The sequence below is a fragment of the uncultured Xanthomarina sp. genome (assembly GCF_963971605.1).
GTDB lineage: Bacteria > Bacteroidota > Bacteroidia > Flavobacteriales > Flavobacteriaceae > Xanthomarina > Xanthomarina gelatinilytica.
The window spans coordinates 49,662-64,315 of record NZ_CAXATZ010000013.1 but is presented as its reverse complement, the minus strand read 5'-3'; the positions used below and the strand labels follow the sequence as shown (position 1 = coordinate 64,315).

Genomic DNA, 14,654 nt, shown 5'->3' with positions numbered 1-14,654 from the left:
TTCTTCATCTTCTATATGTATTGGAAAACTTATTTCAAAATAATGACCAGGATAAAATTGAATTTTTTATCTCAATGATTCATTATGAATCAACAAAATCTCAATTTATGATTTTGTTTTCAAATACCGGAAACCCATTACCTGAAAATTTTTCACATGAGGAGTTTATTAGAAAAGGCGGGAAATTTGGTGATAAATCAGGAGATGGTTTTGGGGGCTGGTATATTAACGAAATAGTAAAGCGTTTCAATGGTGATCTCCATATAATTGATGAAACTGGACAAGAAGGCCTAGGTGTTTCATATTTGGCAACTAGTTTTGAAATAAGTTTTCCAATACATATAGAAGATGAAGAATACATATAAAGTAATTTGGTTTGACGATGAGTTTAAAACGTTACGTCGTATAAGAGAACAAGCCTTTCTTAACGATATCGAACTATTTGGTTTTACCAATGCAGAAGAAGGGATTGAGGAGCTTAAAAACAATATCGAGTATTATGACGCAGCGATATTGGATGGAATATTTTTCAAAAATGCAAAAGACAGTGGTCATGCTTATGATGATAGTCCTATGGGTGATGTTGCAATGGAACTGGTAAAATTAGAGGATAGGAAAAAGCTACCTTGGTTCATTTTGTCCGGTAAGACTAGTTTTACAAAGGATAAGAATCGGTTTGCAGAATCTTTTAAGGAAGGACAGGTATATGACAAACTAGGGGATAATGTATACTTATCAGAACTATGGAAAAATCTGAAAAAAGAATCGGATAGTTTAGAAATCACCCAGCTTAAGCACAAATACCCAAGTATTTTTTCATTATGTTCAGATGAGTATATTGGGAAAAAGCATTTTGATAGAATATTACAGATTGTTCGCGATATTGAAAATCCCTCTCAAATATTAAATACACAAGATTTACTTAATCCTTTAAGGAAGGTTATTGAAGCCATGTTGACCAAATTAAATAGTATAGGCATCATACCTGATGATATTAGAAATACCCCAAACTGGATTAATCCTTCAAGCTTGTTTTTGTCTAATAAACATAATGATTATGAGCATTTAGAGGAAATTATTCATCCTGTCATTGGCGAAAGTTTTTATAGGCTATTGAATTTGACTCAAGATGCATCTCATGATCAAGGAACTAAACTAGGTGTGGATAGCTATTTAGCAGAAAAAAAGAGTACATTTTTATATCAAAGTACCATATTTCTACTATTGGAAATAATGGATTGGTTAAAACCTTTTATTGATAATAATTCAGATAAAACAAAAAACCTTGCTAAATGGAGAAATAAAATCAATCCTTTGGAAAGCAATGAAAACCCAGGGAGTCTTGAAGGTGTAGTTGTTAAAATTTCTGAAAATGGTTATGCAACTTTTCAGCCAGTAGGCAGTATCAGAACAATAAGTATTCCACCGTCAATGGTGTCTAAACATGAGTTAAATGTTGATCAAAAAATTAAAGTACAAACTGAACCAAGCCCTAGTGGTACTAAAACTTACATAAAAGCTATAATTGATAAATCCAAATCATAGAGAACATAAATAATAATCAAGTTTTAAAAAAAAAGGAAAAGCCGAAATCCTGTAATAGTAGGCATCATTTAAAATAGTTTTTATGTCTGGATTTAAAGAAGGTTACGAGCCTACCCAAGATGATTTAGATAATCGTTCGGATCAGTTAAACCCGAACAATGATAAATATCAGGGTAATGATGAGGATTAATTGATTTTATTCTAATCAAGCTATCAAAACTATGCATTTATATTGCATAGTTTTGTTTTATATTTGTATATGTTTAACTTTTAAATTAGTTCTTATGAAATTTTTTAGCTTTATTTTTTGTGTTTTATTTTTATTCAGTGCTTTTGTTCATGCTCAAAATACCTATAAAGTAGGAGATACGGAATATTATTACAATCAGTACTACAGTACAACCGGTAAACCCAAAGTAAAGCGCAGTAGTGCCAATAAAAAACAGTTTTTAAATAATATGGGTTACACCAGTGTGCCTTATGGTTATGAAATAGATCATATAGTTCCTTTATCGCAAGGAGGATCAGATTCACCATATAATATGCAACTTCTAACAGTAGAACAGCATAAGGCTAAAACTGCTAGAGAACGTTCGAGCACGTCTTCTACAGCTTATCCAAGAAGTTATTATAATAATAGTACTCAATCATATTCAGTTCCTAGCTATTATTATCAACCCTCCAATTCTATTTCGACCTCTTCAACATATTCATTACCATCGAGTAACACATACTCTTCAAGTAGTTCTTCTAGAACGTATTATACTGGGTCAAGAGGCGGAACATATTACATTAACAGTAACGGAAATAAAACCTATGTTAAAAAATAACATAGGTTTTTAGTTAATATCTTATTTTTAAAGTTCAAATGATTACACATGTCTATTACTAAACTAAAAGATCGACTTAAGAAAAATGCGCTTAAAATTTGTGAAGATTTTGGTGAACAAAGTGATGAAAGAAAATCGGCTGTGTTGTTTCCGAACTTAAAATTGAGTTTTCATTCTGAAACTTTTTCAAATATTAATTCTAATGAAGAGTTTTTAAAAAGATTAAATAAATCGCACTCTAAAGCTAAAGGGTATAAAGAAATGCAATCTTCAAACAGTTCAGATGCATTGTTAATGAATATTTTTGCTTATCCTAATATATTAGAAAATAAAAGGTTAAGGAATCTTTTAGGTGTTAATCAAAACGAATGCATTGAATTTGGTTGGAATCCAGTGTTTGAAAACGAAACCAGAAAAACGGAGATTGATATGAAAATAGGTAGCTCTATTTTTGAAGCTAAATTGACAGAAAGTAACTTTACTAAAAAAAGTCAAAATATAGTATTAAACTATCCTAATGTTGTACAAGTTATAGACTTAGCAGCTCTTTACAAGGGTGAAGATATATTGTATTATCAGCTTATACGAAATCTGTTAACGGCATACAAATACAATGGTAATTTCAACTTAATTGTTGATGAATCTCGTAGGGATTTGATTAGAGCTTTTAAAAAAGTTAAAGTAGCAATAAGAACAGAAGAACTTAAGAACCGTTTTAACTTTTTAACTTGGCAGGAAATAACAGATACATTAGAAAATGACTTAAAACAATACATAACTAAAAAGTATTTTTAACTAATAACCAAAAACGAACAACCTTAAACGATAATATGATCACCGGAGAAATAAAATCACAAATAGACCAAATCTGGAATACCTTCTGGACAGGTGGTATTTCCAACACCATTACCATAGTAGAACAATTAACCTACTTAATCTTTATCAAAGATTTAGACGAAACCGAAACGCGAAACGAGCGTATGGCCAAACGTTTAAATAAAGCGTTTACACCCATATTTGGCAAAGACCAACAGCACTTCCGTTGGAAAAACCTTAAAGAAATGGATGTGGCAGAACGCCACAACATTTTTAACAATTCTGTTGATGGTATTTTCCCATTCATTCGCAGTTTAGGTAAAGAGAAAAGTTTGTTTTCTACCTATATGAAAGACGCTTCTTTTGGTATTAACAAAGCTGCAACGCTAGACCAAGTCATGGAAAAACTAGAGCGTGTGGATATGAGCAAGCAAGACATGAAAGGCGATATTTACGAGTATCTTTTATCTAAGCTAGAAGGTGGTGGTACTGCTGGTCAGTTCCGTACACCACGCCATATTATTAAACTCATGGTAGAAATGATGCAGCCAACCTTAGAAGATACCATTTGCGACCCATCGGTAGGTACAGCCGGTTTTTTGGTAGCTGCCAAAGAATATATCGATAAGCATTACAGCATTACCGACCTAGACAAACACAGCGTGCACATAAACAAACAGATGTTTAATGGCACCGAGTTTGATGCTACCATGCTACGCATTGCTAGTATGAACCTTTTTTTACACGGTGTAGAAGAACCAAATATTATAGATGTAGATGCCGTAAGTAAAGACAACACTATAAGCGATGCCTACACACTTATTTTGGCAAATCCGCCATTTAAAGGCACTATAGACAAAGAAAGTATTGCACCAGGATTAAGCAACGTTACCAAAACTACCAAAACCGAGCTGCTCTTTTTAGCCCTCATGTTACGCCAGCTTAAAAAAGGTGGTCGTGCAGCGGTTATTGTACCAGATGGTGTATTGTTTGGCAGTGGTAAGGCCTTTAAAAGCATACGTAGCGAAATTGTAAAAAACCACAAGCTAGATGGTGTTGTTTCCTTGCCTAGTGGTGTGTTTCAACCCTATTCTGGGGTAAGCACTGCCATTTTATTGTTTACCAAAACGGATAATGGTGGTACAGACAAGGTGTGGTTTTACGATATGAAAGCCGATGGCAAAAGCCTAGACCAAAAACGGAACCTTATTGTAGATGAAAGTATCTTTAACGAGTTTGCCTTTGCTAAAGACCTTACACCAGAAAAACTAGCACAATTGGCACAAGCGCACGATAATTTTAACCTGCCACAAGTACTGGACCATTACCGCTATATTAAAAGTGATTATTTTGCTAAAATGCACGATGCCAATGGCGAGTTGTTGCATGTTCAAGATGTACCAAGCAACCTTGGATTTGACGATTTTTTAGATGGCACTTGCACGCATGATTATAGTGACCGTACCAGCCAAAGTTTTTTAGTGCCTGTAAAAGAAATTAAAGCCAACGACTGGGATTTATCCATTAACCGCTACAAAGAAATAGTGTATGAAGAAATTGAATATGATGCGCCTAAAGTAATATTAAACCGTATAAACGAAATGAATAAAGAACGCGAAGGGTTAATAAAGTCCCTTTATAAAGACATGTAAGCATTTTGTGAAAAATGATACGCAAAAATTTGATGTGTAAAGAAAGCTCGGTTTTTTATATATCAATATATAAATGTGTATAAATAGATTGCTTTTCTTTACACATACGTATATTGTGTAAAGAAAATTGAATTATCTTTACATATAAGAAGCTGTAAAAAGAACAAACAATGACTTGGAAACTCCAAAACTTACCGTATCCTAAAGATTTAGAAACGCTAAAGGTGCTTAAACTTTTACCAGAAGCCCATCGTGCTTTGGCTGAATTAAAAGGCGTGGCGCAATCTATTCCAAGGCAAGATATTTTAATAAACACACTGGCCATACAAGAAGCTAAAGACAGTTCGGAAGTAGAAAACATTGTGACTACCCACGACGAAATATACAAAGCCAGTATAGGCATCGAAAAGTTTACGTCAAGCCAAGCTAAAGAGGTACAGAATTACATTATGGCCATGAAAACAGGGTATCAAATAGTGGCTAAAAACAGGTTTCTTTCTATAAATCATATCAAACAAATTCAGGAAATACTAGAAGATAATAATGCAGGTTTTCGGAAAGTACCAGGTACCACACTAAAAAATCAAAGAACCGATGTCGTGGTTTATACGCCACCACAAAGCCATGAAGACATAGTAAATCTCATGCAGAACCTAGAAACGTTTATAAATACAGAAACAAGCTTACCCATAGATCACCTTATTAAAATGGCGGTATTTCATTTTCAGTTTGAGAGCATTCACCCTTTTTATGACGGAAATGGGCGAACCGGTAGAATTTTAAATATTCTTTACCTTATCCAATATCAGTTGTTAGATACGCCCATATTATATTTAAGTAAATACATTATTCAACATAAAAACCAATATTACCAGTTATTGCAACAGGTTAGGGATACAGGCGAATGGGAAGCGTATCTGTGTTATATGCTAATAGCCATAACAGAAACGGCAAAAGACACCCTGGAAAAAGTAAAAAACATTAAAAAAGCAATGGCAGACTATAAGACGCTGTTGCGCGAAAACTATAAGTTTTACAGTCAGGATTTGCTTAATCATTTGTTTAAACAGCCTTATACCAAAATAGAATTTTTACAAAACGAGTTACATGTATCCCGTATTACAGCGGCCAATTATTTAAACCAATTGGCTGAAGATGGCCACCTAACCAAATATAAAATTGGGCGTACAAATTATTATGTTAACGACCTTGTAATTAAGGCTTTAAATTAATTAAAATAAGACCGAATACCATGAAAATAGTACAAGCCACACTACCCAATTTACAATCATTGTATTTAAAAATGCAATTGAATTGGGATGCATCTACAGGAAGTTACAAAGAAATCGTGTATGAAGACGTGGCATATGATGCGCCAGAAATGATTTTGGAACGTATTAAGAAATTGGATGAGGAGAGAAAAATTTTACTTAATAAATTAATAATTGATTAATGAAAAGTGAAAGTTTAGGAAATATATGTGAAATTAATAACGGATTTGCTTTTAAAAGTTCACAATATAAAAGATCAGGAATTCCATTATTAAGGATATCTAATTTTAATGATGGAAAAGTTTATATAGATGATAAACAAATTTATTTAGATGAAAAGTTCCTTGAGGCAAAAAAAGAATTTATTGTAACTAAAGGTGATGTTTTGATAGCTTTATCTGGAGCTACAACAGGTAAATATGGTGTTTACGATTTCGATTTTCCAAGTTTATTAAATCAGCGTATTGGAATAATTAAAAGTGGAAAATCAGAAAGTCTTAATAGTAAGTATTTTTTCTATTATTTAAATATCTTAAAAGAACAAATCTTAAGAAATGCTGGTGGTGCAGCTCAACCTAATATTAGTACAAGGAAAATAGCTGATTTTAAAATCCCACTACCACCACTACCCACCCAAAAGCGCATAGCCCAAATACTAGATAAGGCAGCAGCCTTACGTGATAACACCCAACAACTCCTTAAGGAGTATGACCAACTGGCACAAAGTATCTTTTTGGAGATGTTTGGGGATCCTGTGATTAATCCGAAGGGTTGGGAAGAAATAGAGTTAAGCAAAGCAACTAGCAAAATTGGAAGCGGTGCAACACCACGAGGAGGTAAAGAATCTTATAAAAGCGATGGAATATCTTTAATCCGAAGTCTAAATATCCATGACAATAAATTCAAATTCAAAGATTTAGCTTTTATAGATGACAAGCAAGCAGATAAGTTGAAAAATGTGATTGTTAAAGAGGAAGATGTTCTTTTTAATATAACAGGAGCTTCGGTAGCTAGATGCGCGATTGTTCCCAAAGAAGTATTACCAGCTCGTGTCAATCAACACGTGTCAATATTAAGATGTAAATTAAATGTTTTAAACCCAACTTTTTTATTGCATCTGATTATATCACCAAATTCAAAAGTGAAGCTATTAGGAGTAGGTTCAAGTAATGCTGCAACAAGAGAGTCCATTACAAAAGAACAGTTAACAACTTTCAAAGTTATAGTTCCACCCATCGACCTACAAAACCAATTCGCAGAAAAAATAGACCTAATCGAAAAACAAAAAAAGTTAGCCAAACAAGAGCTACAGGAAAGCGAAAATTTGTTTAATTGCTTGTTGCAAAAAGCATTTGGAGGGGAGTTGGGGTAAAAAGTGAGTTAGTATATCAACAAAAACCAGTGAAATAAAGTCTAAAATGTTGATACATGTTGATAAAAGTGTCGATATTTTTAGTTGTAACATGTAAAAAAGGAATTTTTTGAACTCGTAGAATTATGCTTGTAAGGTACGATTACATAGACCAGTTTTTTAAACAGAAAAGCTTTACCAATGTAGATTTGGATGCGCTGCGCCAAACGGTGGAAGAGAAGGGTTATGGTACTTCAGAACGAAAAGCTGCCATGTCACTAATAGATATGCATTTGGCCGCTTATGCCGTTGGGTCAACACTTAAAGAACCTTCAAAGCAAGCTCATTTTCCTAATACATTTAAAAACCAACAAAAAAAGAAAACCAAGAGAAACGCAAAGAAAAAGCAAATAAGCTCAATGAACATTTCGGGCTTATCTAGTGCGGGTAAGAGTAAACAACGTAAATACAATAAAAGAAGTGAGGCTAAAAAACTGACTCAACGACTAAAAAACGTAACCAAAAACCTCAATAAGCTAAAGTATGATAAGAGTGGGGATAGAGGTTTAACAAAAAGAACATTTCCAAAAGTGGGGTTAAAGCGTGAAGTTGTTGAGGATAAAAAAACCATAGAAATACGCGAAATGTTGCAAAAAAGAGGTGCGGAAAATATTGATTCTAAAAACAAACGTTCTCAACCATATAGAGGGGCAAAGAATACTTTTGTAAAAATTATTTATACAAGAATGTAAGAGTTTTATTTTCAATGGCAGTTTATCAAAACATATCATCTTTTAAGGCTTACAGAACCAACTTGTTGCAAAGTTTGTATCAACATGAGGGAACCATAAGTATTGGGCAAGTCAGGTTTAATAATCCACCTTATACAGGTTTGGTATTAAAACTTTGGAAAGATGCCATCTATATAGAGTACCATAAAAGTTATGATGAGGTCTTAAAGTCAACTACTCGTGAAAAATTAGAGAGCTTACAAAATAATCTAGACTCCATGATTACCTGTGCTTTCTGGGAAAAGGGTGTAGTCATAACGCCAGCGAATAAAGATGAGTTTCCAGATACCAAAATGGGCATGAAATTGCGTGCTGAATATTATGTGCTAATCGCCGATAAATGTTTAACCTGCTTTAATGACCAGCATACAGCATGAAAAAACTATTTATAATAGACTCATTGGATATAGATAGAGGAAACATTGTAGCTTATAATCATAAAGCCTATGAGCCTGTTTTTCTAAAACAGGGTGATGCAGATGGTGCTTGTGGTCCCTATTGTGTTATGATGGCATTGATTATATCAGGTGTTGTAAATTATGATGAGGTTACAGACTTATGGAATATTAAGTTAAGTTCCCGATTAGGAAAGTTAGTAAAAGCCATGCGAGAGCATGATACTTTGTTTGCGCAGGGGACAAGTAGCAAAGAATTGTCGAAATTATTGGATGCATCGTTTGGAGCTGTTATTGAAAATAGTATTTGTCAAGATTCCGGTAAGTCGGTTATTGCATTTGCGATAGAACAGTTAAGAATTAATAATCCGGTTATAGTGGGTATAAAAAATGGAAACCTAGCACATTGGCTTTTGGCTGTTGGATTTGAAGAAAATGATAATGCTGTTGCTAAATTGGTTTTTCTAGACCCATCTGGAAAGGACATTTCCAGTTATTGGAACGCAGCTATAGATGTTTTAAATACACAAAGGGGTCGTTATCCTTATGCTTGGATAGACCACAATAATAATAATAATGAGTTTGTACAATTTGATGAAGCACTCGCTATCATAAAAAACTAATTTTAATATGGAACGATCTCAAGGACTGACAAAACTAAAAACCTTCCATTATAAGGAGCATTTTAATGAGCAAGTGAATACTTTGCTAAAACATTTATACCCACAGGCTGAAGTTAAAAAGACGCATATAAAATTTGTGTCAGGTAAATTTAAAGGATTATCATGTTTAATTACTCAAGGCTCGCTTTATCCAAATATGAGTGAAGAGTTTAAGGAACGTTTTCCAAGGTTTAAAAGAAATGGCTACCAAAGTTTTGAAGAATTAGTCAATACAGGAGTCCAATGGACAGGTTCGTCAGGTTCTGGTTACATCTACCCTTTAGATAGAAGTAAATGGGATGACTCACCATTGGGTATGGAGCAAAAGGCCGCTTTTTTTGTTGTAGTAATGCAAGTATGTTTGACTTGGATGATTAAACAAAATGATTAAGATTAAATTAATTCGTACGATATGCCAATCAATCACAAATTTAAAGACACACAATTTACAAATGAATTTTCAACGGAGAATGCTGTATTAGTCAAAACACCTTATCAACCAGAAATTTTGTTTTTAGGCACGTTTAATCCTGATACAGATGAAGATGCGAACATGGCCGATTTCTTTTATGGCCGTAATTGGTTTTGGCCAATTTTGTTTAATATTTTCGAGTATAACCAGCAAGTGCAAATAGAAACACAAAGGCGATTTACAAACCCTCTTAATCCATCACTTAACGAAATCTTTCAGTTTATGAGAACACATAAATTGTCTTTTGCAGATCTTATTATGCAAGTATTTCCAGATGATGAAATAAATTGCCTCGCAGCAAATCATGTTATCATAAACAATTCGCATTATGACCTCATTAATGACGGTGATTTAGCAAAAATCAATAGAACAAACAATGTAAGATGGAGTACTAAATTCATTATTGATTATATAAATCAAAATCCAAGTATATCTCAAGTATATTTTACCAGAAAACCAGTAAAACCTTTTTCAGAGCAGCTTCAGCAAATCCAAGAGGTTCTTAACGAAAGGGGTGTTATTATAAAATATTTATTCACACCATCGGGTCAAGGTTTGCCAGGTCAGCCAAGAAACCTAACAATAATGAATCAATGGTTGCATAGTATAAGAGAGGGCTTTGATAATCTTGATACGAATTGGACGGGTTATAATGATAATAATAATTGATTATTGATTTTATTATTAAGAATTTGTAAAACAATGAAAAGAAAATAACACTTGAACTATAATAAGGAGCCATACCCAAAAGATATAGCAGCACTTTTTAATAAAGCAAAAGTTATTGCTGATGAAATTATAGTGTTGTTAAATAAAGCCAATTGTAAAACACTAAATGAGTTGTATAAAGAAGATGATAACGGTTCAGTGAAAAGGCAATTTAATATCTTTAACGAATTGGGGTTTAAGGCTAATGTATATAATGGTAAGAGTTATTCCCCTAAAGGGTTTAATGAGTTTAAAGGGATTTATGTATTTGGTGAAAAGATTAATGGAAGAATAAATCCTGTTTACGTCGGAATAAGTCGAACAGTCTATAGAAGGCTTCGTCAACATGGTTTTGGTAAAAGACATAATGAATGCTCACTAGCCTATTTAATAACAAAAGAGCAAAGGAATGCTGAAAATAAGGTGACAGCCCGAGCAACAATAACTAATACTCAACTGAATCAAGCAAAGGAGAGGATAAGGAATATGCAAGTAGTTTTATATCCAATGTCATTAGATTTTGATTTGTATTTTTTAGAGGTAGCTATAGCTGGTATATTAAAAACAAAATGGAATAGTTTCCGTACACATTAAAAAAATGAATTATGAACACAAATTTCCATTTTCTAAATAATGAGTTTCCTACTTTAAGTGATAGAACACAAAAAGCAGAAAAATTAGTAATTACAGACCCAAGAACGTCTTTGATTTATTGTCGTATGGCATTGGAGGAAGCTGTAAACTATATGTATGCAAACGATGAAGAATTAGAAACTCAGTTCGATACATCATTACATAATTTATTGGTGCAACCAGAGTTTAAAGCACAGTTTAATCATAAGTTATATAACGAGCTATTTATTATTAAAAAAGCAGGAAATCTGGCAGTTCATAACAAAAATGTGAGTGATGTAGATGCGCATAATGCCATTGAAGCCATGTTTTACTTTTCTAAATGGTTTGCTAAATCATACGCTAAAAACGAGATAGAATCCATAGGGCTTTTTAACTTTAATCTTATCCCAAAAGAAGGAGGCGTTACCTTATCGAGAAAAGAAATAGAAGACTTACAAGAAAAACTTAATAGAGATTTAGATAAGTATCAGGAAGAGCTAAAAGAAAAAGACAAAGAACAAAAAAAATTAGCTGAGGAAAATGAACTTTATAAAAAACAGATTGAGCTATTACAAAGTCAAATAGAGCAGAATAAGAAAGAAGCTAATAAAGAAGACCAAGAAGAGCATCCAAGAAATGAGACCGATACGCGTAAATATTTAATCGATGTAGCGTTACGAGAAGCTGGTTGGGATTTGCAAGGTGCTAACGATAAGGAGTTTAAAGTTACCAATATGCCAACTTCTACCAATACGTCTGGTACAGGTTATGTAGATTATGTGCTTTGGGGAGACGATGGGTTGCCTTTAGCTTTAGTAGAGGCTAAAAGCACGCTGCAAAATGCTACAAAAGGGGAAAATCAAGCACAACTATATGCAGATGCCTTAGAGCAAATGTATGGTAGAAGACCTGTGATGTATTATACCAATGGATACCAGACCTATTTGTGGGATGATCAGTTTTACAAACAAGCACGTTTGGTGCATGGCTTTTATACCAAAGCAGAGTTAGAAACCCTAATGTACAGACGTGCAAATCGCAGAGATATTAGAACTGCTGAGATAGATGCAGATATTGCAGGACGTTTTTACCAAATGCGTTCTATAAGAAGTATCGCCAATCATTTTGCAGGAAATGACAAACACTCTGGTAAACTTATTGGGACTAACAGAGCAGCACTTTTAGTTCTGGCAACTGGTACTGGGAAAACTAGAACAAGTATTGCAATATCTAAAGTTTTATTAGAATGTAATTGGGCAAAACGTATTCTTTTTTTGGCAGATCGAACCAGTTTAGTAAAGCAAGCAAAGCGAAACTTTGTAAAACATTTACCAGAACATACCAGTGTTAATCTACTGGAAGAAAAAGACAATCCAGACGCACGCTTTGCGTTTTCCACCTATCAAACCATGATGAATTTAATAGATGGAAGTCGTGATAAAGAAAAACGATTTTATGGCGTTGGGCATTTCGACTTAATTATTATAGATGAAGCACACCGATCTATATATAAAAAGTACCAAGCCATTTTTGAGTATTTTGATGCGCTATTTTTAGGCTTAACTGCAACACCTATAGATCGAATAGATAAGAATACCTACCATATTTTTGGACTACCTGATAAGTCGCCCACAGATGCGTTTACGTTTCAAGAAGCTATAGATCACAATCCTAGGTTTTTAAATCCTTATAAATCTATAGAAGTGCCAACAAAGTTTACCAAAGAAGGTATAAAGTATGAAGATTTATCTGAAGAAGAAAAGGAACAATTTGAGGATGAAATTTTAGATGGTGACAAAGCAACAGGTAACGAATGGATTCCACCAGCAGAATTAAATAAGTGGTTGTTTAATAAACCAACAACACTTAAGACGCTTAAATTTATTCTAGAACAAGGTATAAAAAAACGAGGTGGTGAAGAACTTGGGAAAACTATTGTATTTGCAAAAAACAGAAAGCACGCTCAGTTTTTAAAAGACATGTTCTTAGAACTTGATAAAGAACTGTTTGGTAACGATTATGTGAAAGTGATAACACATGGTGAAGAAAAGGCACAAGAGTTTATAGATCGCTTTTGTGATGAGGAGAAAGAGCGATTACCTCAAATAGCTATTTCTGTAGATATGATGGATACAGGAATAGATGCGCCAAGTTGTGTGAATTTGGTGTTTTATAAGCCTGTAAAATCGTATGCAAAATTTTGGCAAATGATAGGTCGTGGTTCACGTTTACGTCCCAATTTATTTGGTGACGGTAAGGATAAAACAAAATTCTTAATTTTTGATTTATGTGGTAATTTCGAGTTTTTTAGAGAAAACCCAGAAGGTATCAACCCAAGTACACAAAAGAGTTTAACAGAAGTGCTGTTTTGTTTAAAGTTAAAACTAGCTGAATATTTAAGAAGCAACCAGTTTAAAGACAATTCAGAGCTTCTAGAGTACCGAGCAACCTTACTAGAAGAATTGTATAATGATGTTGCTACGTTAGATTTAAATCGTTTTGATGTAAAAATGAAGCTCGAAATTATTAAAGATTTTACAGGAGAGAATCAAGGAGTTTGGAAGTCACTTTCAAAAAAGAACATTAATATTTTAGAGAAAGAAATTGCATCATTAATTAAGCCAAAGCAAGGTGAAAACGATCTAGCAAGATTTTACGATAAGCTATTGTACGATTTAATTATTAAACAATTAGAAACACCAAATAATGCTGAGTTTATGTCAGCATTTGCAAAGTCAATAGCTAAAGTTGTAAATACTTCAAATAAATTATTGAAGAAAACTGCTATACCAGAAATAAAGGCAAAGGAACATGTTTTAAAATTGCCAACAGAAGAAGCGTTTTGGAATAATGATGGAATTGCTCATTTAGAAAATTTAAGGTTAGAGGTAAGAGAATTAGTGAAATATCTAGATCCTGTAGATCAAAAATATGTAACAACTGACTTTGATGATTATATCATAGAGGATGAAATTAAAATATCTGAATCTTCTGATTCTGAACCGCCAGAATATGAAAACCCGTTTAAAAACAATATTAAACGATTAGAAAAGTTAATCAATGATAACCAAAACAACGTTACTATTAAAAGAATACGTAATGGAGAAGCTATTACAAAAGAAGAGCTTAATGGTTTAGAAAAAATTCTTTTTTCAGAAACACTAAATAAAGAGGAACTAGAAAAAGAATTGGGAAATAAGCTAAGTCTAACAGAATTTGTAATTTCTCTTTTGGGTATTAGCGAAGAAAAAGTAAATGCTGCCTTTGCTCAATTTATTAATGAAAATGAGTTAAACCCATCTCAGATAGAATTTTTAAATATGATTAAGCAGTTTTTAACTGTAAACGGAAAAATAGATCCAAAGAAACTTTACGAATCACCATTTAAAGAATTTCATGCACTTGGCGTAGATGGCGTATTTACAGAGCAACAAGCAGATAAAATATTCAAAATAGTAGAAAACTTTAATCAAGCCAACTAATTTATCACAGATCACTTAAATAAACTATGCAATTACTTCGCATAGTTAGGTCGTAATATTGCAG

15 protein-coding genes are annotated in these 14,654 nt (G+C 33.2%); all 15 read left to right on the top strand.

The genetic code is table 11. The annotated features are described in order from the left end of the window. Nucleotides 1–365: hypothetical protein (locus AACY93_RS06985; protein ID WP_339611538.1), on the top strand; the 365-nt coding region annotated here is incomplete at its 5' end. Further along, a complete protein-coding gene (locus AACY93_RS06980) occupies nucleotides 349–1,545 on the top strand; it encodes a hypothetical protein (protein WP_286853738.1) in 1,197 nt (398 codons plus the stop codon). The genes AACY93_RS06985 and AACY93_RS06980, both read left to right, overlap by 17 nt. A gap of 284 nt (nucleotides 1,546–1,829) precedes the next feature. Beyond that, nucleotides 1,830–2,375, top strand: coding sequence for an HNH endonuclease signature motif containing protein (locus AACY93_RS06975; protein ID WP_286853736.1), 546 nt, complete (start codon nucleotides 1,830–1,832; stop codon nucleotides 2,373–2,375). Between the two features lie 48 nt (nucleotides 2,376–2,423). Then, entirely contained in the window at nucleotides 2,424–3,170 is a 747-nt protein-coding gene (locus tag AACY93_RS06970; RefSeq protein ID WP_286853735.1) for a hypothetical protein, read from the top strand. A 35-nt stretch (nucleotides 3,171–3,205) separates the two neighbouring features. Next, nucleotides 3,206–4,843 (top strand): class I SAM-dependent DNA methyltransferase, encoded by a 1,638-nt coding sequence (locus AACY93_RS06965; RefSeq protein ID WP_286853733.1) that lies wholly within the window; start codon nucleotides 3,206–3,208, stop codon nucleotides 4,841–4,843. Between the two features lie 170 nt (nucleotides 4,844–5,013). Further along, nucleotides 5,014–6,075, top strand: a complete 1,062-nt coding sequence (locus AACY93_RS06960; RefSeq protein WP_286853731.1) for a Fic family protein — start codon at nucleotides 5,014–5,016, stop codon at nucleotides 6,073–6,075. 20 nt (nucleotides 6,076–6,095) lie between these two features. Beyond that, nucleotides 6,096–6,296, top strand: a complete 201-nt coding sequence (locus AACY93_RS06955) for a hypothetical protein (RefSeq protein ID WP_286853729.1) — start codon at nucleotides 6,096–6,098, stop codon at nucleotides 6,294–6,296. Continuing rightward, nucleotides 6,296–7,486, top strand: a complete 1,191-nt coding sequence (locus AACY93_RS06950; protein WP_286853727.1) for a restriction endonuclease subunit S — start codon at nucleotides 6,296–6,298, stop codon at nucleotides 7,484–7,486. Before AACY93_RS06955 ends, AACY93_RS06950 begins: the two co-directional genes overlap by 1 nt. A gap of 125 nt (nucleotides 7,487–7,611) precedes the next feature. After that, a complete protein-coding gene (locus AACY93_RS06945; RefSeq protein WP_286853725.1) occupies nucleotides 7,612–8,217 on the top strand; it encodes a hypothetical protein in 606 nt (201 codons plus the stop codon). A gap of 14 nt (nucleotides 8,218–8,231) precedes the next feature. Next, the gene (locus AACY93_RS06940) at nucleotides 8,232–8,633 is read left to right on the top strand and encodes a hypothetical protein (protein ID WP_286853723.1); all 402 of its coding nucleotides are present in this window, start codon (nucleotides 8,232–8,234) and stop codon (nucleotides 8,631–8,633) included. After that, on the top strand, nucleotides 8,630–9,274 hold the full coding sequence (locus tag AACY93_RS06935) for a hypothetical protein (protein ID WP_286853722.1): 645 nt from the start codon (nucleotides 8,630–8,632) through the stop codon (nucleotides 9,272–9,274). Before AACY93_RS06940 ends, AACY93_RS06935 begins: the two co-directional genes overlap by 4 nt. Nucleotides 9,275–9,281: 7 nt before the next feature. Beyond that, nucleotides 9,282–9,704, top strand: a complete 423-nt coding sequence (locus tag AACY93_RS06930; RefSeq protein WP_286853721.1) for a hypothetical protein — start codon at nucleotides 9,282–9,284, stop codon at nucleotides 9,702–9,704. Between the two features lie 21 nt (nucleotides 9,705–9,725). Further along, nucleotides 9,726–10,454 carry a hypothetical protein gene (locus AACY93_RS06925; RefSeq protein WP_286853720.1) on the top strand — a complete coding sequence of 243 codons (729 nt, stop codon included), beginning with the start codon at nucleotides 9,726–9,728 and terminating at the stop codon, nucleotides 10,452–10,454. A 51-nt stretch (nucleotides 10,455–10,505) separates the two neighbouring features. Next, the gene (locus AACY93_RS06920) at nucleotides 10,506–11,087 is read left to right on the top strand and encodes a GIY-YIG nuclease family protein (RefSeq protein ID WP_286853719.1); all 582 of its coding nucleotides are present in this window, start codon (nucleotides 10,506–10,508) and stop codon (nucleotides 11,085–11,087) included. An 11-nt stretch (nucleotides 11,088–11,098) separates the two neighbouring features. After that, nucleotides 11,099–14,590 (top strand): DEAD/DEAH box helicase family protein, encoded by a 3,492-nt coding sequence (locus AACY93_RS06915; RefSeq protein ID WP_286853718.1) that lies wholly within the window; start codon nucleotides 11,099–11,101, stop codon nucleotides 14,588–14,590. Nucleotides 14,591–14,654: the final 64 nt, after the last annotated feature.

Coding starts and splice junctions, on each gene's coding strand:
- AACY93_RS06965 (WP_286853733.1), top strand. CDS start 3,206: ATGATCACCGGAGAAATAAAATCACAAATAGACCAAATCTGGAATACC.
- AACY93_RS06940 (WP_286853723.1), top strand. CDS start 8,232: ATGGCAGTTTATCAAAACATATCATCTTTTAAGGCTTACAGAACCAAC.
- AACY93_RS06935 (WP_286853722.1), top strand. CDS start 8,630: ATGAAAAAACTATTTATAATAGACTCATTGGATATAGATAGAGGAAAC.
- AACY93_RS06945 (WP_286853725.1), top strand. CDS start 7,612: ATGCTTGTAAGGTACGATTACATAGACCAGTTTTTTAAACAGAAAAGC.
- AACY93_RS06955 (WP_286853729.1), top strand. CDS start 6,096: ATGAAAATAGTACAAGCCACACTACCCAATTTACAATCATTGTATTTA.
- AACY93_RS06980 (WP_286853738.1), top strand. CDS start 349: ATGAAGAATACATATAAAGTAATTTGGTTTGACGATGAGTTTAAAACG.
- AACY93_RS06960 (WP_286853731.1), top strand. CDS start 5,014: ATGACTTGGAAACTCCAAAACTTACCGTATCCTAAAGATTTAGAAACG.
- AACY93_RS06925 (WP_286853720.1), top strand. CDS start 9,726: ATGCCAATCAATCACAAATTTAAAGACACACAATTTACAAATGAATTT.
- AACY93_RS06930 (WP_286853721.1), top strand. CDS start 9,282: ATGGAACGATCTCAAGGACTGACAAAACTAAAAACCTTCCATTATAAG.
- AACY93_RS06915 (WP_286853718.1), top strand. CDS start 11,099: ATGAACACAAATTTCCATTTTCTAAATAATGAGTTTCCTACTTTAAGT.
- AACY93_RS06975 (WP_286853736.1), top strand. CDS start 1,830: ATGAAATTTTTTAGCTTTATTTTTTGTGTTTTATTTTTATTCAGTGCT.
- AACY93_RS06970 (WP_286853735.1), top strand. CDS start 2,424: ATGTCTATTACTAAACTAAAAGATCGACTTAAGAAAAATGCGCTTAAA.
- AACY93_RS06950 (WP_286853727.1), top strand. CDS start 6,296: ATGAAAAGTGAAAGTTTAGGAAATATATGTGAAATTAATAACGGATTT.